This window comes from Aquidulcibacter sp., from assembly GCF_044346625.1.
Lineage (GTDB): Bacteria > Pseudomonadota > Alphaproteobacteria > Caulobacterales > Aquidulcibacteraceae > Aquidulcibacter.
On the sequence record NZ_JBIIYV010000019.1, the window covers coordinates 1 to 23,803 of the forward strand.

General features: G+C 52.5%; 15 protein-coding genes and 1 tRNA gene. 9 read left to right on the forward strand and 7 right to left on the reverse strand.

Features of this window, described 5'->3' with window-relative positions; all coding sequences use genetic code 11:
• Positions 1 to 854: ISNCY family transposase (locus ACIQ20_RS06880; RefSeq protein ID WP_395778717.1), on the forward strand; the 854-nt coding region annotated here is incomplete at its 5' end.
• 457 nt (positions 855 to 1,311) lie between these two features.
• A complete protein-coding gene (locus tag ACIQ20_RS06885) occupies positions 1,312 to 1,731 on the forward strand; it encodes a hypothetical protein (protein ID WP_395778719.1) in 420 nt (139 codons plus the stop codon).
• A 290-nt stretch (positions 1,732 to 2,021) separates the two neighbouring features.
• Here ACIQ20_RS06885 and ACIQ20_RS06890 read toward each other — a convergent pair whose 3' ends face one another.
• Complete coding sequence (locus ACIQ20_RS06890) at positions 2,022 to 2,384, reverse strand: gamma-glutamylcyclotransferase family protein (RefSeq protein ID WP_395778721.1); 363 nt, start codon at positions 2,382 to 2,384, stop codon at positions 2,022 to 2,024.
• A gap of 477 nt (positions 2,385 to 2,861) precedes the next feature.
• Here ACIQ20_RS06890 and ACIQ20_RS06895 point away from each other — a divergent pair, with 477 nt between their 5' ends.
• Together ACIQ20_RS06895 and ACIQ20_RS06900 are read left to right on the forward strand one after the other, a co-directional pair.
• Positions 2,862 to 4,301 carry a CHASE2 domain-containing protein gene (locus tag ACIQ20_RS06895; RefSeq protein ID WP_395778723.1) on the forward strand — a complete coding sequence of 480 codons (1,440 nt, stop codon included), beginning with the start codon at positions 2,862 to 2,864 and terminating at the stop codon, positions 4,299 to 4,301.
• Between the two features lie 19 nt (positions 4,302 to 4,320).
• Complete coding sequence (locus tag ACIQ20_RS06900; RefSeq protein ID WP_395778725.1) at positions 4,321 to 5,232, forward strand: hypothetical protein; 912 nt, start codon at positions 4,321 to 4,323, stop codon at positions 5,230 to 5,232.
• Between the two features lie 619 nt (positions 5,233 to 5,851).
• On the opposite strand, the gene ACIQ20_RS06905 is transcribed toward ACIQ20_RS06900, so the two are convergent.
• The 6 genes from ACIQ20_RS06905 to ACIQ20_RS06930 all read right to left on the reverse strand — a co-directional run bounded on the left by ACIQ20_RS06905 (position 5,852) and on the right by ACIQ20_RS06930 (position 17,084).
• On the reverse strand, positions 5,852 to 8,986 hold the full coding sequence (locus tag ACIQ20_RS06905; RefSeq protein ID WP_395778727.1) for a CHAT domain-containing protein: 3,135 nt from the start codon (positions 8,984 to 8,986) through the stop codon (positions 5,852 to 5,854).
• Positions 8,986 to 13,557 carry a beta strand repeat-containing protein gene (locus ACIQ20_RS06910; protein ID WP_395778729.1) on the reverse strand — a complete coding sequence of 1,524 codons (4,572 nt, stop codon included), beginning with the start codon at positions 13,555 to 13,557 and terminating at the stop codon, positions 8,986 to 8,988. Before ACIQ20_RS06910 ends, ACIQ20_RS06905 begins: the two co-directional genes overlap by 1 nt.
• Positions 13,558 to 13,602: 45 nt before the next feature.
• A complete protein-coding gene (locus tag ACIQ20_RS06915) occupies positions 13,603 to 15,399 on the reverse strand; it encodes a ShlB/FhaC/HecB family hemolysin secretion/activation protein (RefSeq protein ID WP_395778731.1) in 1,797 nt (598 codons plus the stop codon).
• 213 nt (positions 15,400 to 15,612) lie between these two features.
• A tRNA-Arg gene (locus tag ACIQ20_RS06920) sits at positions 15,613 to 15,689 on the reverse strand.
• A 70-nt stretch (positions 15,690 to 15,759) separates the two neighbouring features.
• Positions 15,760 to 16,206 carry a DUF305 domain-containing protein gene (locus ACIQ20_RS06925; RefSeq protein WP_395778733.1) on the reverse strand — a complete coding sequence of 149 codons (447 nt, stop codon included), beginning with the start codon at positions 16,204 to 16,206 and terminating at the stop codon, positions 15,760 to 15,762.
• Positions 16,203 to 17,084: an esterase-like activity of phytase family protein gene (locus ACIQ20_RS06930; protein ID WP_395778735.1), complete on the reverse strand. Its 882-nt coding sequence runs from the start codon at positions 17,082 to 17,084 to the stop codon at positions 16,203 to 16,205. The genes ACIQ20_RS06925 and ACIQ20_RS06930 overlap by 4 nt, the downstream gene beginning before the upstream one ends.
• Before the next feature lie 366 nt (positions 17,085 to 17,450).
• Here ACIQ20_RS06930 and ACIQ20_RS06935 point away from each other — a divergent pair, with 366 nt between their 5' ends.
• From ACIQ20_RS06935 to ACIQ20_RS06955, 5 genes are all read left to right on the forward strand, one after another.
• Positions 17,451 to 18,731 (forward strand): DsbA family protein, encoded by a 1,281-nt coding sequence (locus tag ACIQ20_RS06935; RefSeq protein ID WP_395778737.1) that lies wholly within the window; start codon positions 17,451 to 17,453, stop codon positions 18,729 to 18,731.
• Positions 18,728 to 19,627 carry a formylglycine-generating enzyme family protein gene (locus ACIQ20_RS06940; RefSeq protein ID WP_395778739.1) on the forward strand — a complete coding sequence of 300 codons (900 nt, stop codon included), beginning with the start codon at positions 18,728 to 18,730 and terminating at the stop codon, positions 19,625 to 19,627. The genes ACIQ20_RS06935 and ACIQ20_RS06940 overlap by 4 nt, the downstream gene beginning before the upstream one ends.
• A gap of 110 nt (positions 19,628 to 19,737) precedes the next feature.
• Positions 19,738 to 20,820, forward strand: coding sequence for an MBL fold metallo-hydrolase (locus ACIQ20_RS06945; RefSeq protein ID WP_395778741.1), 1,083 nt, complete (start codon positions 19,738 to 19,740; stop codon positions 20,818 to 20,820).
• A gap of 93 nt (positions 20,821 to 20,913) precedes the next feature.
• Entirely contained in the window at positions 20,914 to 22,743 is a 1,830-nt protein-coding gene (locus ACIQ20_RS06950) for an arylsulfatase (protein WP_395778743.1), read from the forward strand.
• The gene (locus ACIQ20_RS06955) at positions 22,743 to 23,789 is read left to right on the forward strand and encodes a glutathione S-transferase C-terminal domain-containing protein (protein ID WP_395778745.1); all 1,047 of its coding nucleotides are present in this window, start codon (positions 22,743 to 22,745) and stop codon (positions 23,787 to 23,789) included. Before ACIQ20_RS06950 ends, ACIQ20_RS06955 begins: the two co-directional genes overlap by 1 nt.
• Positions 23,790 to 23,803: the final 14 nt, after the last annotated feature.

Sequence of the window (23,803 nt, forward strand, 5' to 3'; positions counted from 1 at the left end):
AGTGCTCATTGTTGGTTTTCATTGACGATGCCACTGGACGATTGATGCAGTTGATGTTTGCCGTTTCCGAAAGCGCATTTGCTTATTTTGACGCGTTACGGGGCTACTTGGAACAACATGGCCGCCCGATTGCATTTTACTCTGATAAGCATTCGATTTTTCGCGTGACCGGTGCGGACAAGCGTGCTGGTGATGGTCTGACGCAATTCGGTCGTGCTTTGCAGAGCCTTAATATTGAGATTATTTGCGCGAACTCCAGCCAAGCGAAAGGCCGTGTTGAACGCGCCAATAAGACTTTGCAGGACCGCTTGGTTAAAGAAATGAGGCTGGCGGGCATCAATGATATGACTGCCGCCAACGCGTTTGTGCCGCAGTTCATTGCCATCTGGAATGCACGCTTTGCCAAGCCAGCCGCCAATCCAAATGACTTGCATCGCTGCTTGCGCGATTCTGATAGTCTTGACTTGCTGCTATGTTGGCGATCCAAGCGGCGTATGACCGCCAATCTGGTGGTCCATTATAACCGTATGCAGCTTGTGATTGAAGACTGCGAATTAGCGAGACACGCAGCCGGCCAGGACATTGAGGTTTTGGATTTCCCTGATGGTCGTTTGGAAGTTCACTGGCGCAACATCCCCCTTCCCTATCGTGCTATTGATAAGCTGCAACGGGTCGATCCTGCCGCCATTGTGGACAACAAGCGACTGAGCGAGGCGTTGAGTTACATTCAGGCCGAACAAGCGCGTCGTGAACCCTTGAAGCCTGATCGGATTGGACCGCAGCGAAGTCATCAGAAAACAGGAATCATGAAGGCTAGGACGGACAAGTTTGCTCAAATGAAAAAGCGCGCCTAAGTGAGCCGCAGGGGCACGAGCGCTGCGATATTTGGGGTCTACGCGCTCCTGCCCCTGCTCGTTTTGCGGACAATAGTGACACGTCTACTTTGCGCAAAGAATGACGTTTCAACTTTGCTTTGACAACCGCTTTCGCGCGGCTGAAAAGGGCGGCATCGATATCGAAGAGTATCTTGATATTCTCCGCGAGTTCGCCGTTGGTTTAGCCCCAAGACGATAATAGAATTTTGGGTCGAGCTAACGCGAAGCGCCAACGCCGGTGAACCAAAATTGACGACACCCGCCCCAGAGCATTTATCAATGGCGAGACCGTCGTTAGCCGCTGGAATGATATGGCAAAGGCTACCGTCGAGTCCGGCTCACAGAAAAATCAAATGACACATGAAAAGCATATTGACATTTTAAATGTCATAACTTCTCATGTGCGCGGGACGTCCTTTTTAAAAGGAAACTGTAAATGAAACTAAGAACTTTCGCAGCCTCTAGCTTGGCCCTGATGTTACTTTCAGGATGCGTCACGACCAATGCTACCCTCTTAAATGGCTCAACAATGCCAGCCGGTGCGATGCTAGAGCCTGAGCAAATCGCGATCTACCGAACTGCGGATCAGGTAGGTAAGTCCTATAAGGAAGTTGCGATTCTAACTTCCACGGGTGACTCGACCCTGACCGACATGGCTGCCTTTCATAAGTCGATGCAAGAACGGGCGGCTAAGGTCGGCGCAAATGCGGTGATTTTGGGCGCAACCAGAGAGCCTTCCACTGGGGTGGAACTTGCGTCTTTGATCCTTGGGGTGCCTGCAAACCGCAAGAGTGAAGCGATTGCGATATCGGTTGACGGTTTGGTTCCGCCACCGCCTAAGCCAAAGAAAAAATAGCGAGAACCTAGGGGCCCCTTCCACAAGCTGGCGGGGGCCTTTTCTTGTGGGCTTCGCAGACACCCATTCCACCATGCGATGCGTGTTGCAGAGCTTTCATGGCAGGGAGCAACGCTCCTTTGCGCTGATACCCCTTCAGTCCCTTCGGGACAGCTTCCCCGTAAACGGGGAAGCGGCAGGCGGCAGCGTTCGAGACACGCCGCATCCCCGCTCGTGGGGTATCGGCATATACGCCGATGCCGGCGAAGCCGGTGAAGGGGTGTTTCCACTTAGAACGCTCCTGCCGCAGGCTAAGCCTTCACATAAACCCAAGCCCGCCCACCCGACGCAAGCTTCGCCTCCACGCGCTGATAGTCCGACACTTCATAGCGATCTGCCGCAGCCAGCTCTTCCGGGGTGATCCAAAAGACAGTTCCAGCCACCGTGTCCGTGGGGTCTGAACTTGCCACCACAACGGGGTGAAAGCGTTCGCCGCTGATCTTTAAAACCTCTGGATCCGTGATCTCTAAAAGGGTCTGTTTAAAGCCAATAAGTGCATCGGCGTTGCCCGCGAGCGTTCGTCCAAGGGTTTCAACCTGCACCTGTTGAAGCTGTAGGGTGCCATAAGAAAAAAGGCGGATGCTTGCAGCGCCTCGCAGTCCATTGCTCGTCATGCAAAGGTCCTTTGTGTTCTGGTCGAAAATACTTGTTGCACCTTCGCTCAGTTTCGTCCCTTTTGTCGAATTACGTCCAAGCCCTTTGGGGCGTTTGATGCGGACTCGAGCTTTCGCTGGCTCGATCAAAAGCCAAGTCTCACTCAGCTATTGGCTTATCAAGGGCTGGTCCATGGGACGGCAATGGTAACGTCCTTTGCAGAACATGTCTGGCGCATCAAGCCAACCATCCTGAAAGGCCATACTAAGAAGCGAGGCCTCAAAGGCAGGTGTTGCACTGAATGTTTGAACATGCACTAGTTCATTTTCCTTGCGGATGAATTCGAAAAGTTGGAGACTTGCAGCGCAGGATAAAGCGTCGCTCGGACCTGCGACCCTGTAGGCCAAGGCCCTGGGTACCGTCTACCAACGTAACTCAGGCCGGGAGCCTTTGACTTCTACCGGCTTGACGAATAGCGGCATTATATTTGGTGAACCATGTTTAAGAAATTCAAACGTCAGATTTATGCGGTAGTCTGGGCTTTATTGATTTGGACGTGTCTTCAATTCGAGCCGGTCAATAGATCCTTTATTGGTCTATCTGACTATCAGGGTCTATTCACCGCGATGAAGATTAGGGAAAATGGCACCGGAGGGGTTGGTGCTCCCACAACATTTATCGATTTTGGCGAAGCAGACTGGAAGATGGCGTCAGGTTTCGGCGCAAGCAAACAGAACCCGCTTGGCCCGGAAACCGGGCTGGTTCCTCGAAGAGCTTTGGCAGAAGTTATTGACTTCGCTTCAACAAGCAGAGCTGTCGCCGTCGTAATAGACGTGGACAGCAGCGTCCAAGCGGGAGCCGTCGCTGACAAAGCTTTTGCTGCCGCGGTGGATCGATGGCGAAAGCTGCCTTCACCGCCGCTATTGATTTTGGTGCGAAGTGATTTCTCAACGCCGGGACTTCTCGAGCGGGCAAAGCTGCCGCCATTAGGTTCTGTTGACCCTATCGTTGAGGGTTCAGCTGGCTTTTTTGCAGATCAAAACAACATCACACGCTATATTAACCAATTTGATTGCGCGCGAACCAATGACCACTCTTCTTTCCAAAAGGGTTATGTGACGGTAGCGAACGTCGCAGTATACGCGGCGGCCGCGGCTCGCGCAGACTCTGCCTTAGAGGCGCGGAACGCTGTTGCAGAACAATTAATCGGGCTAAACTGTGGATTTAATAGACCAATTGGCAGATTAGATCTCAGACTCACCCAAGGGGATATATTGCTCGACAAGCAAGTATCACCGATAAACTTCCATTTTTCACTAAAGGGGACGGGGTCGAGAGCAGAGGCTATCTTTCGCCCAAAAAGCAGAGGGGTCTGCGACAAGGTAGGCGCACCTGTTTTGACTACGTATCCTGTAAGCTTGTTATTAGCGCCCAACGCTGAGAGTGCCTCTAGAGAGGGGTTGTGTGGCGCTATTGTCATTGTAGGATCCAGCGCCCCAGTTACGCGCGACATCTTGTTAACGACACTTGGTGAAATGCCCGGCGCTCTCGTCGTGGCTAATGCAGCCCGCGGTGTCGACCTTGCTGGTCAGATCCGCCGTGTTGGCTATGTTCCCGGAATCTTCTATATCACTGTATTGGCTTTGCTTGTTTGCACAATTCTTGAAGGGGTTTCCCGGCTGGCGACGCTTGCTGCTGGTATGCAGTCTGTTACCTCGATTCAACGATTCGCAAAGTGGGCCGCCCAAGCCTTAACGCATCCAATTACAGCGACGGCCTTGATGACACAGGCATTTTCACTCGTCGGTTTAATCGTCACATACTTCATGTTAGACTATGGTTATTGGGCGGTATTTGCAGCGCCAGCTTTTGCCGCAGCCATGACGAATATGTACGATCAAATTTCTGAAATGCGTAAGTCAATTAGCCACGTTTAGAGTAGAGGGTTATTCAGAGATGAAATTGATAACTACGGTCGGCCTGACTGCGTTTATTTCTATCGCACCATTTGTTGGCCAAGCATTGGCTTGCCCTGCTGGAACCAAAGTAGTCGGGCATGTTCAGTCCTCAACTGGTCGCGCGGAGTTAAAGCGCGCAGGATTACCTGCCACCCAGCTCTTGCCTCTACAGCCGGTTTGCAATGATGACATAGTTGAGGCCGCCGCCAATTCAGCTACTCGAATAAAATTAGTGGGACGGACTGATGGTGATCGTGTCGGCAGTGAAATTCTCAGTATTCACGGCCCGTCACGCCATGTATTGCCTTCAATAAAGCGCGGATCAGCAACTACTGATAACATTATTCAAATTATGTTTGATAAGATCCTTCCTAACCTGAATTTTACTTCGAAACAGGCGACAGCCCGCGCTGGGCAGCCTCCTAGGTGGTTGACGCCTGGCCTCGAGAATACGACGCAATCGCTCAATCCCGGGAGAAGGTCTTTATCAATGGCTTGGCGTGGCGGAAGTGCGCCGTTTCAAATCAAAATATTCAATCAAGATGGGACTCTTGCTTCGTCGCAGTCATCAAGACAGCGGGAGTTAACGATGCCAGCCCAAGAATGGGTAACGGGAAGTTACACGGTCAAACTGTATTCTAGGGACGAACAATCACCGTTCTTGTCCTCCGCATTTGTTGTTGAAACTTTAGTACTGCCAGAACTTGAAGTTGGTGTTGAAGCGATTGACATGGGCGCTGAAAACTTGGCAGCGATGCGTGCCTTGCTCATGGCCCAAACCGATCCTAGCCGCTTTAGCCTTGAAGCGGGGCAAATTCTAAGCGCAGCACCAGAAGAAGGCCTTGATCGAGAGTTCATCCGTCGCTCGATTGCAAATTACTCCATTCAACCCACGCCGGTTCAAAACTAACGTCCGTGATCCATTGACAAGTGTAACTGGACAATAGGGGTAAATGAAACCGAATTCCTTTACTTATTTTACCCTAATTAGATCGATCTTTTAGCCATCTGAAGAAATTTTTGATGCCTTTGTGTGTCGCCGAGGGCATCAAAACTTACTGGCCCGCAGAAAGCAATTGCCCTTTAGCAATGTGTTCATGCCGTATCGGCTTTGGAGACATTCTCGTCGACGCAAACGGCCTAACTTCTGGCGCTCGCTAGGTCATTCGTTTTCGATCCGTTGTTAAGTTGTCAAGGTTGGAATGAAAGTGACTGAGAATACGCACAATGGACACACACCTGCGGACTCTGCATAGAAGTTCCAAGATCCCAGTGCTGTGCTGCCAACTCGTGAATTGCCCACTAATTGCACCTAACTTCTGAGAAGCGTTTCCCTTTACAACTCTTTTGGGAAAGAGCGTTCAAGTCAAACAAAGGTCAAAGTTCGTTTTACTCGAACCAGTTCATGCTAAAATCAACTGCTAGATTCCAGAAGTATTTGAATCGGACCGTGTTAAACTCGAATATTTCGAAGACCGTCTTGCGATCTACCCAGTTTAAACTTAAGTTTAGCAACCTGCATTCTGACTTTACAGACGCAAGACCCTTCCACCATCGCCAACAGTCACTAGAGGACCCCATTTTGCAGGATGACTCATGGCACGCTGACTGTCTTTCATTAGTTGTCGTTGCGACCTTGCTAATGCTGTAGAAACTGAGTCACCCGCAACCATTCGCTCAAACAAAAATGCTGTCAGCTCAGGTGCCGCGTCGTCGGCTAGGCGCCATTGGGATGCGATAATCGATCGTGTCCCAGCGTAAAAGAAGCCTCTAACAAGTCCACCGAATGCTTCTTGCTGATGGGGCCCAAGGCCGCCGCCCGCGGATGTGTCACATGCCGACAGTAACACAAGATCTGCCTTAAGCTTTAATTCCAAGATTTCACTGAGATCAAGGACACCATCTCCGAAGTCGTTTGCTAATGTTGTAGTAAGACCTGGCTCAGTAAAGCAATCGTCCTCCGCCAAGAGACCATGAGTAGCGAAACTAATGACTTTGAAGTCACTGAAATCTGAGTTGCCTGATAGCCATGCGTCAGTAAAGCTGCCCTGTAGCTTGATTGCATCTGCTTCGTTTGCACCCAGAATCCGTGCCGCCGTTCTCAGTTCAGCAGCCGTGTTGGGTAATTCCTCGTAATTGTCATAGCGCGCTCGAAGATTGCTTTCACAAGACCGAGGAAGTCTCGACTCGGAAAGAATTTGATTAATGCGTTCATCAGAGACCTCAGTAGCTTGCACAAATCCCCCGAACCCAACAAATGGCTTTGTCGCATTCGAAGCTGGAAGTTTGTGTAAACTTACATGACTAGAAGCGCTAACGGATTGAGAAAATTCGTACTTTTGCCCTGCAAACTTAATGCTGGAATAGTCTTGATTGTCTCTTGCTGCCTTGAGATCAGCTACACTCGGATCCGCGGTAACCAGGACGGCAAGTGGCAAGCCTGCCAATGAACTCGGCAAAACATAAGAGACACGATTGATTCCCCTCGTGGATAGTAAGCCGTCGACCGGCTCAATAAGTTTCTTGTAAAGTAGTCTTGCTGAAGCTAGTTCGTAGGTTTTTAGAGCCACCGGATCCAGAGAGCCTCGAACTTCCTGCACAATCTTAATAGCTTCGGCTTCCTTCAGATTAAGAGCTTGAATTATCAGATCATCCTTCAAAACTAGCGCCAAGAAACCTCCGCTTCTGCCCACTACCACTTGGATGAAAGCTTCATTCTCGCTAAGGGTTTTCTGGATATCATCTACCGTCGTATCAGTTTTCAGACTTGAATACTCAGGGAATACTTCCTGAACAGTGCCTTCAGCGAGCGCTCGGCTTTTTTCTGCCTCCTTTACGTCCGCTTGAAGGTTTAACACGTTGTTTGGCGGTACATTGGAGCTAGCTACTGATCGCGCAAGAGCAATTTTAGCCGAAGATAACCGACTGTCTGCATCTTGAAGTCTGCGAATTGCTTCACCGCCTTTACCCGGTACGCTCCTGTTGGCCATCAAAGCAACCGCCTCGCTGACACCGGGTTCGACCACCGCCTGCATGGCACTAAAAGCTTTTGCTTTCGCCGCTTTTGACGTTGATGCGGGCGAGTTATCCAATAAGGCTCGGGTGTAAGCGATTGCTTGCTCTGCTGAAACTCCCGGCTGTTCTAGCTGCGCCCTATAAATCCCAAACCCTTCGTCATAGGCCTCCAAAGCACCCTTTGAGTCGCCGTTTGCCATTTTGGCATCTGCAAGGCTGGTTAAAAGTAATGCTTCAAGTCGGGTTCCACTGGCGACTTTTCGATAATCACTAATGGCTTGATCAAGGATAAGGATGGAATCTCGAAACCGTCCTTCTCTTATTGAAAATGTGGCAAGCTCACGAGAAATGACCGCGCGTAACCAAGCTGCAGTCGACTGCGGTACATTTGTTAAGCATAATCGAGCTGCTTCCAATGCCTCTCTAGCTCCGGGCCTTTCAAGCTTATTCAAGAGGCGAGCCCTTAAATGATAGTTCTGAGCTTGCAGCACTAAAATGCGCTCATGCAATCCAATCAACCGGGTTCCAAGTACAAATGGATCGCGCAGATTCGTTGGTGCCCCTAATCGGCGAGATAAATCTTTATCAATTAGAATCTTTGTGCTTGGTTCGACTAGCGTTGGTTGAACACCTTGAACAAAATTTGAAGCTGGTATTTGGCGAGCTTCAAGCTCTAGTCTTAAAAGTTGCCGACCGACTTGTTCGGAGGAAATCAAAGCTTCTTTACTGCGTCCAGCATTTGCTGCGTCTATCACCCGATAGTTTGCGAGTTTTGCTTCTATAAATTTTGCTCGTAAAGCGGTCCCCAGTAATCGACGTTCCTCTTCAATCGCCTCCCTGGCGAGACGATCTGCTGCATTCAATTGATCGCCCGCCTCTTGAAATCTCTTTTGATTTGATAAGTTCAAAGCCAAATCACCTAAGAGCTCAGCACGTCCGGCGGAGTCCGCTGGTGCCGCGACTAAATGCGCCGCGAGAGCAGCTTGAAAGCTTGCTTCGGCTTCGCGGAAGCGCCAGCGAGAATTGAATTCTGCCCCTAAATCGGAGTTGCTTTGATAGGTTCCCAATGAGCCGTCCGCGCCGCTGCGCTTCGCAATTGCCTCAAGAGCGGATAAACCAACCTCATTAGTTGTAGCCGCCGTGGCCGGTGCAGATTCAATGCCCGCCAAAATCCTGGTTGCGCGAGCGGAGACAGTTCTCGCTGATTTCAGGCCGCTCACGAGAACATAATGTTCTCCAATTTCTAGATTGTAGAAAAAACCCGGCAACAAAACAGTGGACTCGATGGCATCAGTTTGTGCTAAGCCGTCACAATCACGCCCATCTGGCTTCGCTGTGCCATTGATACAGCCTGCCTCAAGGTTCGCCTTGATCGGAAGGAGTGAACTGTTGTCCTTTGAGAGCCAAATCTGAGCAACAGGCTGGCTCCAACGGCCGCAGTAGACTTGGAATGCTTCAGGAGAATTGGTCTCTTGTAAGCGATTTGCTCTAATGGCTTGGCAAAACTCGCCGCTGTTATTCTCGCCTAAATTGACGGAGCCTAAACGAAGCGGTGCAACACTTGATGCGCATCCTACCAAAACAAGCGGTAGGGCGGCCGAAATCCCAAGGACAAATCGGGAGAACGACTTAGTCTTTGACCGTGTCATTACAAAGCCCCCCCTGTTTGTGTTCCGACTGCTGGTTCAATTGGCAGCTTAATCCACTCTTCTTCGCGTCCTGAGCCAGTGACAGGACCGCCCGAGCCCAACTCTTCATCCTCCTCGCGCTGTAACGAGGAAATCGGTGGTGCAACGGAATTAGCAAATAGTGCACCGCTAACAGTTGAACTGAGGGTCTCTTGAGTGGAAGGTAGCTGACTTATCGGGAGGCACCCAACCCCACTTGGAATCACACAGCCATTGAAACGATAGCTAACACTCGGAACCAAATCCCCAGATAACAGTCCTGTAACTCTGGCCACATCATATCCATTTGTTATGGTCCCATTGCCTAGCAAACTGCCAAACAGATCTACGCGAGTGGGCGCGCCAGACGGCCCCGCCAAAATCAAAGCAAGCGCTTGGGCATTTGTTGGTGCTTGAGTTACTAACCCCTCACCGAGCAATCGCGTCCCGGTGTTTTGCATGACGATTTGCCGGCTGGAACCCAACGTTAAAGTATTGCTTGAGACCCAGACTTGGCCCGGCAATGCGCCACCAAATGCGGCAGGCACAGCCTGCGATGGTGTGTTGGGCACAGACGTCAAAAGATCGACAAAAGCCTGTGTGCCAAAAATTATATCGGTATAGGCACGTATGTTGATGGTTCCGATTGGGTTCGCGCGAGTTCCCATGGCACCTGTAACAAAAACGCGTCCCGGAGTGGTTGCCGTAATTGGGTCGGAAATGCCGACGACACCCGCCAATTGTGGATTTATTGGCGGCTGTGGCGTACTTGAGGTGAGGGGCGAACCAATATTTAGGACGGTTGAACCTGACGATTGGGTAACTCTTCCACTCACCAGAACTGTGCTAGTTTGACCTGTGTTAAGCGTCAGATTGGTAATGCGCGCTCCATCCAAGGCTAGGTCCCGAACCGTAATACTGCCAGTCGCAATAGCCGCTCCTTGGCCGGAGCTCCTGCTCGCGATCACAAGATTCGGTGCAGTAATGAGATCTAATTCAGCTTGAGTAAGGGTAGCCGCACCAGCATTTCGTTCGTTTGACGCACCTATGCCACCTAACACGATATCTCGCGTGCTACCGGGGCGTCCAGCATTGATGTAAACCGCGTCAGCAATAACTCTAGCACCAATATCGAGATCATTTCCAGCGATCAACTGGACATAATTTGAACCAGTATTTGAACCAATTGCTGTTACAGCGGCAGCCAAAGTAATCGTATCGCCAGAAGTGATTGAGACATTTGGCCCTGAAAGTGCTTGATTTAGAACAAAGCTATCCCGGGACGATAAACGAATGCTGGGTCCGATTATCGGAACATTTAGCCGCAATTGACCGTAATTTGCCTCGATTGAAACCGACCGACCAACTGTTATTGGAGCGTTAAACGATACGATCGTCGGTGTACCAGTCTGCGCTGCGCCGGAGTTATCATCGATCACGAGCAGATTATTGATTGCAGTTACAGCGCCGTTAAACTCAAGGCTTCCGCCTCTGGTTAAATCTTGAGTCAGCCTTGAGCCAACAAAAATGTTGCCACCTTCAATGCGGCCAAATGTCCCTGAACCTCCATAGCCTGCTGCAGTGGTGGCACCTGCATAAATTGCTATTGAACCAGTAAGTGTGCCAGCACCACTTCTTATGACGGATGTTGGTGCCGAAATGATGTCGCGAACCGAAATGATTGCGACGTCATCAACTGGTGAAAGGAGGCCATTGGTTGAATTGCCGTCGCTATCTCCATTGATAAATGCAGCTGCGCCTAATCTGATGTCACGCCAAGAGCTTAGGTAGACTCTTCCTTCTGACCTAAGCACACCATTAATGATAAGATCACTAGAAGCACCAGTCCGCGTCGGTGAACCTGACACCACAGAGATATAACCAGTAAACTGGGTTCCGGCTAAGTTCTGGCGACGATTTGCTGTAATCTGACCATTCAATACAAGGTTTCCGTCCGCTTGAAATCCCGAACTCATCGCAATTTCACCCCCACGAGCCGTTCCGTTAAAGGTCAGACTTCGGCTGGCAGTCAAGTTCATCGAGGGTGCATCGAGATTTGCCGCTGCGGTCACTAGTAGGTCTCGGCCGATGAATACGGCATCCCCAGTCGATGTAATGTTGGCATTGATCGTGGTATCGGCACTGAACGTGCTAGCAATTGTGATCGAGTCTCCCGTAATCGCTTGATTTACATTAAGTGCTTCTCTAGTCCTCAAGCGAATGTTAGAGCTTGTAACTGGAGCGTTAACTATCAGCTGGCCATAGTTGGACTCAATTACTACAGATTGGCCCGCCGAAGTTGGTGCATTAAACGTCAAGGTTGTGGAGGTGCCGAGAGGCGCAACCAATTCATCGTCCCAAACAAGCACTCTGTCACTCGCGGTTATGGCTCCGTTGAAAACCAGATTGCCGCCGCTCGCAAGGTTATCAGTTCGCTTCGCCCGCACAAAGACACTACGTCCTTCAATGCGTCCCAGCGTTCCCGAGCCTCCAGAACCAGCGTTGGTAACAGCTCCAGCCCGGATCTCAATAGAGCCTGATAATCCAGTGGCACCGCTACGAATGAGCGAAGTCGGGCTCGCCAAGATATTGCGAAATGAAGTTATTTCAACGTCATCGATCGGGGAGGAAAACAGGGTATTGAGGGAGTTGCCGTCCGTGTCGCCATTTATCACAGTGCCGGCCCCAAGGACGATGTCTCGAAGAGAGAAGAGGTTCAGGGACCCTTCGGCACGAATGGTGCCGTCTATGATCAAATCGCTGGCAGCACCTAGCCGTGTTGAAATTCCTGATTGTAAAGAAACGTTCCCAGCAAATCGTGTCCCAATCGAATTAGAACGACTTGTTGCGACCACGCTCCCATTTACTACTAAGTTACCGTCACTCAATCCGCTTGACCGAAAAGTCATGTCCCCGCCGGCTACAATGCCATTTATTGTCAGACTGCGATCTGCAGAAATATTCACCTGTGCCGCGTTAATGTTAGTTGTATTAGACGTGACGATATCGTTGCCAATGGAGGAAACTGAGTCTGCTTGAATTGTTCCAAGAAGGCTGACATTGCCAACATTCACGCCAGTACCGCGCCCGTTCCCAATGCTTTCAAGTCTAATCAAACCTGATGGCGTTCCCACTGCCCCAGAGACTAGAAGCGCATTCGCAGCCTGCGTAATATTACCGCGGGCTTCATACAACGTGTCGGTGGCCGCATTACTGCCGCCTGAATTACTACGAAGTGTAATGGGGGTTACCCCATTACCAATGTAGAGATCACGGTTGGAATACATAGAAATACGTTCGCCAGCCGTTAAATCCGCATTGATGCGAATGTCCGTAGTGGTCCCGCCGGTTTCAAACCGAATAAACGAACTGGCATTCAAAGCACCATTTATATTCAGCCCCCCACCAGCAGCGAAGAGACTGATACTTCCGGCAGTTGTGCGCATCGCCCCAATATTCAGGCTACTACCCGTCACAATAATGTTTCCAGCAGAAACAATAGAGTTATTCGCTACATTGATGTTTGTTTGGCCTGAGCCGCCGATCCCATACAAGTTAGCTGACACAAGATTGTCTATGTTACGAGCTTCGCCCTCGCTCAAAATTACAACCCCAGTGGGTGAAATTGTTGCGGATGTAGCCTCCATTAGGCCATCAATGTTGACGATTGTCGCAGCTGCATTTGTTGGCGTCATAGCTAACACTTGGCCGCCTCGAGTTATGCCCGTATGCGTAAACCCACCAGAGCTGGTTGCCCCCAAGTAGAAGCCCTCATAACTCACTAAGTCCCAGCCACCCGGACTGGTCGGGTCCGCGGCAAATCCAACCCGAAAATTATCACCTAAACCGAATAAAACTTGCCCCACATCGCCGGTCGGATTTGTCGCGGTGACAGTTCCAGCTTGAGAAATAACGGGCGAAAGAAAGGAGATAATACCACCAGGGCTTTGAATGACCGCTCCTGCATTGATCGCTATTGTTGCCGTAGACGGAGCAGTCTGTGCACCTCGGCCAAATTCCAGCCCGGACGTTTGCAATGAAGTACCTAAAAAATCAGCCATTGCAGGTGCAGCGGAAGTGGCCAACAAACCACCAACATCTACGCGTGCATTGGTTCCAAAAATCATACCGTTCGGATTGTAAATCCATACATGCCCACCAATTGGGCCACCCGCTCCTATCTCGGATCGCAAGATGCCATTAATATTGGTCTGAGCACCGGCGACCCTGTTTAAAGCGATCCAATTGGGGGCCCCCATCTGAAACGTGACAGATTCCCCGCTAGCAATATCGAAGTTCGTCCAGTCGATTACAACCCGCTCCGCATTCTGTCTAACAAGTAAATCTGCATTTGGACCAGAGCGCGTAAAGGTTGCTGCCGGTCCTTGTATAATCACTGGCGTACTTCCAGCAATGACCTCGCCAGCGGGAAGCGCTAACGCGGTTTTTGGCATCAACACACTAAGCGCAAATAGCGACAGACTGCTCAACAAAAGTGACCGAGACGTCTGTTGGCTATCTTTGGAAATTTCAAGGACTGGCAACAAACTCATGGCAATTCACCCTTCTTTCAAAATGCAATCGACCCGTATGGCCGTCTATTTTTTCAGCCAGTCGCGGCGAATCGCAAGATTTATCGTAACGCGCGGGGCTGGCGGCTTTTCGCCTGGTACCAAGCCGTGAATTGGCCGAGCGTATACAAATTCCAGATTGGCCTTCCTATTGAAGTCCACCCGGACACCAACGCCGATCGAAGCGGAATCGCGGCGCGATAGGCTTGAGTCAGAGGAATTCCAAACTCGACCCCAGTCAACAAAAGCAAAGGGCTGATAACGGCCAAATTCACTTTCCCGCCGTCGCAATGGAAATGACCTCAAAGCGACTTCGGAGGATGCGCCAACCCCTTGGCTTCCAGTTAATGACGAAGGATCGTATCCACGCCCAATCGTAAAGCCGCCTACACTAAACTCTTCGAAAGAAGTCACGACGTCACGACTAGTTTGTCCCAGCATGCGTAATCTCATTGTCAACTGTCTAGGCAAGCGCAGGTCGAGATTGCTATCAAAGCGCATCAGCAGCGCCTGAGGGGTAGCGCCAGAACGGGACAAAAGGCGTTCGTCGGCGCTGGAAGCATTTAGAGTGTCGACCCCTTGGCGAACTTCCAATTCACCCCAAACAGAACCGACGAAACCGGCGCGTGTCTCAAGACTTGAAAGGATACGCTCAGCGCGTTGAGTAGCAAAGTCATGCTTAAACTCGAGTCGTCCAAATACAACACGAAGAGATTCTTCAACTAGCCGCGCATTGCCACCAAATACATCGGTACTTTGGTCGATCCAGTCCAATCCAACTCCAATATCCACGCGGCGTACGCGTCTTAAGATGAGCGGATAGGTAAGCTCCACCCGGGCGTTTGTAACACGAGCTTCAAGATCTAGGATGGCAGCTTCGCCGCCTGGCTTTGCGGTTGTTTGTCCCAATGACAAACTGCCACGTAGCCCAGACGACCCAAGCGCAGAATTATGCGAAAATTGCACGATCCGCTGTTTATCGCCATCTAGGGAGGCGTAGGCACCAAAACGGGTCATATCTGCTTGGCCGATCACATTATTAATAGCAACCTGAAAGAACCCTGCAGTTGGCCCCAAAGCCTTCGCACCTAGATTGTTTATGCTTGAGATCGCATTAAGTCGATGGTCAGTTATCTCTACGAGCAGATCAACCGCACCTAAAGCACCAGTTCCACGCCGCACAATCGTTCGCACATCCGACCCTGGAACCTCCCGCGCCAGAAGTATAAAGCGTTCGGCGTCACCGTCGCGCCATAAACGACCATCTGCTAATGGCGCAATGGCCCGCTCAACAGCTTGCCGCGCCTTTTCAGAACCACCAATAACTTGAATTGAAGAAATGAAACCCCGCACGATTTGCAGTTTGACGTTGCCATTTAGGATTTCTTGCTCAGGCACAAGAACACGCGTGAAGCGATACCCATTAGCTTGAAGGCGGCGCTCGACGTCCAAGGCGATTGCCCGCAAATCTCCGAGGGAAATAATTCTACCCTTTTGGCTAGAATAAGCATCCTCAAGCATTGCTCCTTCATTTGGAAGAGCACCGTCGAAGGTAATTTTGTTAATAATGAACCGCGGCCCTGCTTCAAAGAGTTCAGGCTTTAGGGCTGGAGTAGATTCTTGCACAGATGGAGGCGGGGTAACTTCGGGAATCGGACGCGGTAATTGTTGATTTGGATTGTTTTGCGTTGGCCCCACTGGGACTTGCGCATGTGCGCTCGTCGCTACAATAAAAACCGAAAAGGCCAATACAGTAGCTGTAAATACTCTTGAGTCATAAATATTGTTGAAGGCTAGAGCCATACCATGACGAAAGTGCGACATAAGCAATTTTCTTATTCCAATAAAAAATTATAAGCTATCAACCCATTTTTAACTATCATACAGATTGTGAGAATCAAGACGAAAATCGAAAAATCTTTAAGCAACGTTGTGGATGTGGCAGGCTGTCTTTGTGCACGTTGTTTTTAAGTTGGTCCCAGGCTGTGCAGCCAATCTTTGGTTGTGCAAATTTTCTTGAACTCAAATACGGAACAATGGCGCACCCGACAGGATTCGAACCTGTGACCTTTGCCTTCGGAGGGCAACACTCTATCCAGCTGAGCTACGGGTGCAGCGCAGAAGTGTCGGTAGCCCAGATGGGCGTTGGATTCAACATCGCTTGGGCAGTCGAGATGGCCGCGTCTATGGCGTATTATTCTTGGCTTGCCACGCCTTCATCTGGCTGATTTCGCGATCTTGAGCGGCGATGATGTCCTCGGCCAACTTGCGGATTTCAGGGTCTTTGCCATGTTCAAGCACGACGCGGGCCATAGCGACGGCACCTTCATGATGGGGGATCATGCCGGCGATGAAGTCTTTGTCGGCGTCACCTGAATAGGGAATGGCCATCTTTTGGTGCATGGTCGAATTGGCGGCTTGAAAGGCCTTGGTTGAGGGCGTTGCAGCAGCCGGATCGCCAGGCCCCATCATGTTGCCATGATCCATTTGACTATGATCCATTTGGCTATGGTCCATGCTGTCCGTCCCCGCTACGGCCACTGTGTTGGTGGGGGCCGGTTGGCAGGCAGATAGGGCAAGGCTCGCCATCAGACAGGTCGCGACATAGAGGCTGGTTTTGAAGGAAGTCATGGCGTTGCTCCTGGGTTTAAGGCTGCGGGTGAGGCAGGGGCATCTAACCGAAATGCGAGCAGGAATGTGCCTTGATCGGCAGAAAAATTATCGTCTGACAGGATGAAAACGAGATTGCCCCCGCCTTTTGGGTCTCTCATCACGGCAAGGCCCTCGTAATTGTCCATCGGAAAGGGCGGAGAGAGGGCGAGCTTTAAACTGCAGATTGGCTTGCCTGCTAGAACGCTTGAGAGGCTGCATGTTTCCAACCGAGATAAGTTGATCTTGGTGGCGGGGTCATAGGAGCGTTTAAGCACCCAGACCTCCTGATCCAGAACGCGGATGTCGGTGATGCCAAAGCGGCCTTGGTTCTCAAACGTACCGAGCGGGGCGGTCATCGCTTTGCTGGCTTGATCAAAGATCCAATAGGGCGCTTTAAGCTTCACAGCAGAGTCACCCAACCGATCTGGGCCATATTCGGCTGCGGCTATGAATTGGCCATTGGGCAAGCGGGTTAGGGCTTCCATCCCGCCATTGGATTCAAGACCGTCAAAGCCAGACAGGCTCGGCCCTTTTTGGCTTTGATAGCTTTCGCCTTGCTTGACCAGCTCAACGAGGCGATGGTCGCGCTCGAAGCTGATGAGGAAGCCAGTGTCCGTGGGGGCGAGGCCTTCACTATCGATCTGATTGGCCCCGCGCAGCGGTTTATCCGCCGCATCTTTGAGTGTGGTAAGGTGCACTTGGCTGGCTGCGGCCACTGCGGTTGCGCCCCCAGTTAGTGGATTGGGTGCGGAAAAGCGGGCGAGGTGACCCTGGTCCGTCAAGGCGTCAAAAACCACTGTGTCGCCTTCAATGGCGTGTACGGACAGGGAGGAGAGACCGCCAAATTCTGCTGGCATGCTCGACACCTGTCGTTGGGTGTCGAGCCGCAGGGCATAGATTAAGTCGGCTGGGCCTGTTCTTGTTATCCCTGTCATGTTTTCGGGGGACAGGCTTATAGCGCTGATCTGGGTGGAAAAAGCTTGGTTGAGCCCTGGGGCAAGAGGCCCCGGTGCCTGCGCACAGGCGGCACTGCCTAAAAGGCAAAAGGCTAAGAGCTTCGACACCCGCATTTTCTATCCTCGTTCAAAAGATATTGACTCTACCTAAGCCGTTTTCCGCTTATGGTCTATTGGGGTATATAAGGATGGGTATGGCGGCATCCTTTTTTTGACATTCTGTGCGCCAAAACATAGGCTGGCGAGAAACAAAAAGGGGAGCGAGCAATGTCACTGAAAACGCTTGTAGTTTCGCGAGTGGCTGAGGCCATCACCAGTGCGCAGCGCCAAGATAGTGCCCGCGACAAATTCGAAAAAGAGCGCCAGCGCCAAGGTGCGCGCCACCGCGTCGACTATTTTCACCAGATCGATGATCCGTATGGCCATCTGGCGCTGCAAGCCTTGGACCTATTTCGCAGCCGCTATGATGTGGACCTGCACGTCTGGCTGGTTGGGGCTCCTGATGATTGGGCAGCACCAGAGCGGGATCGCCTGATCGCCTATGCTCGGGAAGATAGCGCCCAGCTGGCGAGGAAGTCAGGCTTTACGTTTGAGGATCACGGTGTGCAGCCAGCACCCGAGGCGGTACGTGCAGCGCAAGCCCAATTTGCGGCAGCTTTGGGAGCCGAGGATTTCTGGCCGCGTGCGCTGTCGATTAGTAAGGCGCTGTGGGCTGGCACTATTGAGCCCGATACCGCTCCGGCGACCGGCGATCCTTGCGCCAAAGGAGACGCTGAACGCGCACGCCTAGGCCATTTCATGGGGGCAATGCTGCATTATGGTGGCGAGTGGTATTGGGGCATTGATCGCCTCCATTATCTTGAAACTCGCTTGAGGGGTGTTGGCGCACAAATATCCGAGGCACCAGACGCCCTGATCTTTCCCGCACCTGGCTTGCACCTTGCCCCAGCTAAGCTGGCAACAGGCACCCAGCCTGTGTTGCATTGGTATTTGTCCTTTCGCAGCCCTTATACCTATCTCTCGGCTCATCGGGCCAAGGCGCTGGCCGATGCCTATGGGGCGGAATTGCGATTGCGCTTCGTTCTGCCCATGGTGATGCGCGGCCTTCCCGTGCCACCGATGAAGAGCCGCTATTTCACCCTCGACAATGCGCGTGAAGCCCGTCGCCTCGACATCCCCTTTGGGCGAATTGCCGACCCAGTGGGCAAGCCGGTTGAGCGCGGCTATGCCATTCTGGCTTGGGCCATGCAGAAGGGGCGGGGCTATGAATTTGTAGAGTCGTTCTTGAGTGCCGTGTGGTCACAAGGCGTGGACGCAGGCTCTGATTCCGGCATGAAGCAGATTGTCGAGATTGCAGGCCTGCCGTGGTCAGAGGCGCGCGAACAACTGGCCCGCGAGAACTGGCGCGAGGAAGCCGAAACCAATCGGCTGGAGCTTTTGGAGATTGGCCATTGGGGCGTTCCATGCTTTCGTGTCAACAATGTCTGCGTATGGGGGCAGGACCGCTTATGGGTAATTGAAGACGCCTTGAAAGAGCTCACATCTTGAAACGTGCCATCCTCATTTTGCTGCCGCTCCTGCTCGCCTCCGCCTGTCAACCAGAAGCCGAGGTCAAGAATAGTGAAGCCAAGGTCAATTGCGGTTTGCCGGTCGCACAGCAGGGCGGCTGGGTGAAGATTCCTGCAGGTTCAGTTTTGTTGGGCCAAGACCCGTCCTTCCCAGAAGAAGGCCCGTCCATGCGCGTGCAGGTCAACGGGTTTGAGATGCAAACACATGAAGTGACAAACCGCGAGTTTGCCGCTTTTGTTGCTGCGAAGTCCTATGTCACGGACGCCGAAAAATCGCTGACCCGCCAAGATGGTGGGGCGGGGTCTGCCGTGTTTGAAATTGGCAAAGGCGGCCAGCCCGGGCAGTGGAAGCTCGTGCCGGGTGCGACGTGGAAAAGTCCAAGAGGACCCGGGAGCACGATCGAGGGCCAGGACGATAAGCCCGTGATTCATGTCTCCCGCCAGGATGCTAAAGCCTATGCGGCTTGGGCGGGCGGGCGCTTGCCCAGTGAAATTGAGTGGGAATATGCCGCCCAGTCTGGCTTGCCCGATCAGGCCAATACGCGATCTGGTGCTTATGATCCTCAAAAGAAGCCAATTGCCAATACGTGGCAGGGGCTGTTTCCCTTTTTGGATGAAGGCGGCGATGGCTTTCAATCTACCGCGCCGGTGGGCTGCTTTTCGCCCAGCAAACTGGGCCTTTACGATATGATTGGGAACGTCTGGGAATGGACCGAAACGCCATTTCAGGACGGGGTTTCAGGGACAGTCAAAGGTGGGTCTTGGCTGTGTTCAGATAATTTCTGCGGACGCTACCGGCCCCAAGCTCGTCAGCCGCAAGATATTGACTTTTCAAGCAACCATATCGGCTTTCGCTTGGTTCGTGATGAGCGATAGGCACGAAGAACAGAGCCGCGACTAAAAAGGTCTTGGTTGTTTGACAGGCTGATTATTGCACTTATAGTGTCAATATAGCGTTTTGCTGTTAAGCCATTGATGAGGTTGCCATGAAAACCAAACCAATTCTTGCTATTGTCGCGGGGCTCCTTGTTTGCGGGGCCGCAGTCGGGTTCTTGAATCGGGATAAGATCGCTCTGGCCGTGCTCGAACGCGGTGCCGATCAAGCCCTTGCTAATCCGACCATCGAAGGGTTGAAGACTGGGCTGCATGCGGGCTTTTGCGGGACCGGTTCGCCCATGCCAGACCTTGATCGCGCAGGCCCTTGTTTGGCCATTGTCGCAGGCGGCAAGCTCTTTGTGTTTGATGCGGGGGAAGGATCGGCTGAAACGCTCAATCTGATGGGTTTGCCGACCGGCCAAGTGCAGGCCGTCTTCTTAACCCATTTCCACTCAGACCATATCGATGGTCTTGGCGGTTTGGGCCTACAACGCTGGGCGTCCAGCTCAGCCAAGTCGCCATTGCCGCTCTATGGGCCAACAGGGGTTGAGCAAATTGCGGCAGGCCTTGCCCAAGTCTACAGCCAAGATCGCGGTTACCGCGTCGCCCATCATGGCGCAGCGATTGTTCCACCCTCGGGCTTTGGATTTGAAGCTAAGCCCTTTGCGGCCCCTGCTATTGGGTCAGAGGCTGTCGTTTATGATCAGGACGGGCTGAAAATCATTGCCTTTGGCGTCGATCATCGGCCAATCGAGCCATCTTTGGGTTATCGCATTGAATATGGCGGGCAGAAAATTGTCATCAGCGGCGACACCAAGGCCTGTGACTGCGTGACCAAGGCCGCTCAAGGTGCCAATCTGTTGGTGCATGAGGCCATCGCGCCGAACCTCACCCAAATCATGGGCAAAGCTGCCAAGGATTCGGGGCAGGCGGGTGTCAGCCAAGTCTTCCACGATATTGAGAATTATCACGCGACGCCCAGCCAGATTGCTGACATTGCCAATACCGCCAAGGTCGGTGCCGTAGCCTTGACCCATATCGTGCCCGCTTTGCCGCTCAAGGCCTTGGAAGGGCCCTTCCTGGGCGATGCCAAGCAGAAGTTTAAGGGGCCGTTTTGGATCATGCAGGATGGTGACTTGGTCTCGCTGGACAGCCAGGGCAAGCTTTCGAAGCGTCATGTCTTGCGCAATTGAGGTAGGTCGTGATCGTGACTGGAATTGTCTTGACCCTTCGCACATCCAATGACAATCATCGTGTCAAAACAAGGGACTGGTTTGGGGGCGACAGTGGGCAAAACGAATAGACATCTGTTTGGCTGGATGCGCGCGGCGGGTACCGCTCTGTGTTCTTTGGCTCTCATTACAGGTGCAGGGTCTGCCTCTGGGCAAGCAAGTCCCAAAGGTGCTGCGACCAAGACTAAGCCCAATGTTGTCATCATCTTGTTTGATGATGCCGCCTTGATGGATCTGGGCATTTATGGTGGCGAGGCCAAGACGCCGAACATTGACGCGATCGCCCGTCGGGGTACCCGCTTTAACCGCTATTCAACCTCGCCCCTCTGCTCGCCTTCCCGCGCCATGTTGCTGACGGGCCTGACCAATCATCAAGCCGGGGTGGCGACGATTAAAGAGGTGCTACCGAAAGAGCATGTCGGCAAGCCTGGCTATGGTCTGTCTTTGGAGCCCAATGCCGCCACCTTGCCAGAGCGTCTGCGTCTGGCGGGCTACCAAACGTTCATGAGTGGCAAGTGGCATTTAGGCGATGGGCCGGGGCAATTACCCGGCTCGCGCGGCTTTGACCGATCTTTCGCCCTTGATGCTTCCGGCGCCGATAATTGGGATGATAAGCCCTATATGCCGTTTTATAACGAGGCGCCGTGGTTTGAGGATGATAAGCCTACCTCCTATCCTAGTGGCCAGTTCTCTTCGACGGTGATCGTCAACAAGATGCTCGACTATCTGGCCGCGCGACCAAAAGACGATAAGCCCTTCTTGGCCTATGTCGCCCTGCAAGCCGTACACATCCCCGTGCAGGCGCCGCGCGAGTATACCCAGAAATATGCTGGCCGGTTTGATGGCGGTTGGGACCAATTACGCAAAGATCGGTTTGAGCGCGCAAAAACTTTAGGCCTCGTGTCGAAAGACGCCAAAGCACCTGCCATGCATACAAGCATGCGCGCTTGGGACAGTTTGAGTGCTGACGAGAAGAAGATGCAGGCCAAGGCGATGGAAGTCTATGCCGGCATGATCGAGGCCACCGATGTAGAGATTGGCCGACTGGTTGCGCATTTGGACAAGACGGGTGAGCTTGAGAATACAATCTTTGTCATCACTTCGGACAATGGCCCAGAGCCCAGCAATCCCGGTGGTGAGCGCGGCTTTAATCTCTGGATGAAGACACACGGCTTTACGCGTGAGTTGGCTAATCTGGGCGAACGCGGCAGCCATAATTGGATCGGGCCTGAATGGGCAAGCGCTTTGGCAACGCCTAGCTATTTGTTTAAATTCTATACCTCCAGCGGTGGCCTACATGTGCCGTTACTGATGGCTGGCCCCGGCATTGCCGCAGATAAGGCCGTCAATGCCGCAGCCTTTGTGCAAGACATAACGCCGACCCTGATCGACCTTGTAGGGGGTGCACCCACTATCCCCGATGCGAAGCCGATTTCCGGACGCAGCCTTGCCCCGGTGCTGACGGGACAAGCGCAAGCTGTTTACGGCCCGAATGATGCGGTGGGGGTAGAGGTTTCTGGCAATGCGGCCATCACCAAGGGCGATTACACGCTGGTGAAATACAACCCTCCTTATGGCGACAATCAATGGCGGCTTTTTCACGTCGTCAATGACCCCGGCCAAACAACTGACTTGTCTACGCAATTACCTGAAGTCCGTGCAGATCTAGAGCGCGCCTATGCCGCCTATGCCAAAGCTAATGGCGTGCTTGAATTGCCTGAGGGCTATAAGGTTCAGCGTCAGGCCGCATTTAACAGCACCATGCGCCAGCTGGAGTTCTATGGTTGGCACTTGGCGGGCCTTGCCTTGGTCCTGATCCTAGTCTTGTTCGCCCTTGTTCGTGGCGCGCTCGCCCTCTTCAACCGAAAAAAGAAAGCTGCCTGATGTCTGATGCCAAAGCCTCGTCGCGCCTTCATGTCTTAGGGGCTGCAGGCTCGCCCTATACCCGCAAAGTCATTGCAGCCTTGCGCTATCGCCACATTCCCTATGCGCTGCATTGGGGTAGCCATCGCAGCCCTATGCCGGGCTTTCCAGAGGCTAAGGTAAAGCTCCTGCCAACCGTCTATTTTCCCCAAGCCGATGGCGGTTATGAAGCGCAAGTCGATTCCACGCCCATTCTGGCGCGGCTGGAGCGCGAATATTCAGGTCGCGCCTTGGTGCCGAGCGATCCGGTTATCGCGTTTCTCGATCATTTGATCGAAGACTTTGCCGATGAATGGTTGACCAAGGCGATGTTCCATTATCGCTGGGCGCGCGAAGCCGATATTGCCCATGCGGGCCCGCAATTGGTGTTCTGGCATAATACGACAACGTCTAACGCGGACGCCAAAGCCGCCTCGGACTTTATTTCCAAGCGCCAGATTGATCGCCTTTATGTCGTAGGCTCCAACGCGACCACAGCCGCGACGATTGAGCAATCGTATGAGCGATTAGTGGACGTGCTAGAGGCCCTCATCCAGCCCGCGGGCTTTGTAATGGGTGCAAGACCCGGTACCGCTGACTTTGGCCTTTATGGCCAGTTGACCCAGTTGGGCGTAGTCGATCCAAGCCCAGCCGCTCTCTGCGCCGAACGTGCTCCGCGCCTGCGCGCTTGGATTGATTTGATGGAAGACCTCTCCGGCCTTGAGCCTCAAGACACACACTGGCTTGCCCGCGATCAGGCGCTTACGCGTCTCGCGCCTCTTCTCGCTGAGATTGGCCGCGTCTATGTGCCCTTCTTATATGCCAACGCCCAAGCTGCCCAAGCTGGCCAGCCGAGTTTTGAGACCATCATTGATGGCCGCGCTTGGACGCAACCAACCTTTGCCTATCAGGCCAAATGTCTGGGTTGGCTCAAAGACCATGCAAAGTCCTTGTCGGCCCACGATGCTGCGGCTTGCCGCGCGATCCTTGCCGACACAGGCTGCGAAGTGCTGTTCGAAATAAACTAAAACGATACTTGGGG

Coding starts and splice junctions, on each gene's coding strand:
- ACIQ20_RS06905 (WP_395778727.1), bottom strand. CDS start 8,986: ATGACACGGTCAAAGACTAAGTCGTTCTCCCGATTTGTCCTTGGGATT.
- ACIQ20_RS06910 (WP_395778729.1), bottom strand. CDS start 13,557: ATGAGTTTGTTGCCAGTCCTTGAAATTTCCAAAGATAGCCAACAGACG.
- ACIQ20_RS06955 (WP_395778745.1), top strand. CDS start 22,743: ATGTCTGATGCCAAAGCCTCGTCGCGCCTTCATGTCTTAGGGGCTGCA.
- ACIQ20_RS06925 (WP_395778733.1), bottom strand. CDS start 16,206: ATGACTTCCTTCAAAACCAGCCTCTATGTCGCGACCTGTCTGATGGCG.
- ACIQ20_RS06885 (WP_395778719.1), top strand. CDS start 1,312: ATGAAACTAAGAACTTTCGCAGCCTCTAGCTTGGCCCTGATGTTACTT.
- ACIQ20_RS06935 (WP_395778737.1), top strand. CDS start 17,451: ATGTCACTGAAAACGCTTGTAGTTTCGCGAGTGGCTGAGGCCATCACC.
- ACIQ20_RS06945 (WP_395778741.1), top strand. CDS start 19,738: ATGAAAACCAAACCAATTCTTGCTATTGTCGCGGGGCTCCTTGTTTGC.
- ACIQ20_RS06900 (WP_395778725.1), top strand. CDS start 4,321: ATGAAATTGATAACTACGGTCGGCCTGACTGCGTTTATTTCTATCGCA.
- ACIQ20_RS06915 (WP_395778731.1), bottom strand. CDS start 15,399: ATGTCGCACTTTCGTCATGGTATGGCTCTAGCCTTCAACAATATTTAT.
- ACIQ20_RS06890 (WP_395778721.1), bottom strand. CDS start 2,384: ATGACGAGCAATGGACTGCGAGGCGCTGCAAGCATCCGCCTTTTTTCT.
- ACIQ20_RS06895 (WP_395778723.1), top strand. CDS start 2,862: ATGTTTAAGAAATTCAAACGTCAGATTTATGCGGTAGTCTGGGCTTTA.
- ACIQ20_RS06930 (WP_395778735.1), bottom strand. CDS start 17,084: ATGCCAGCAGAATTTGGCGGTCTCTCCTCCCTGTCCGTACACGCCATT.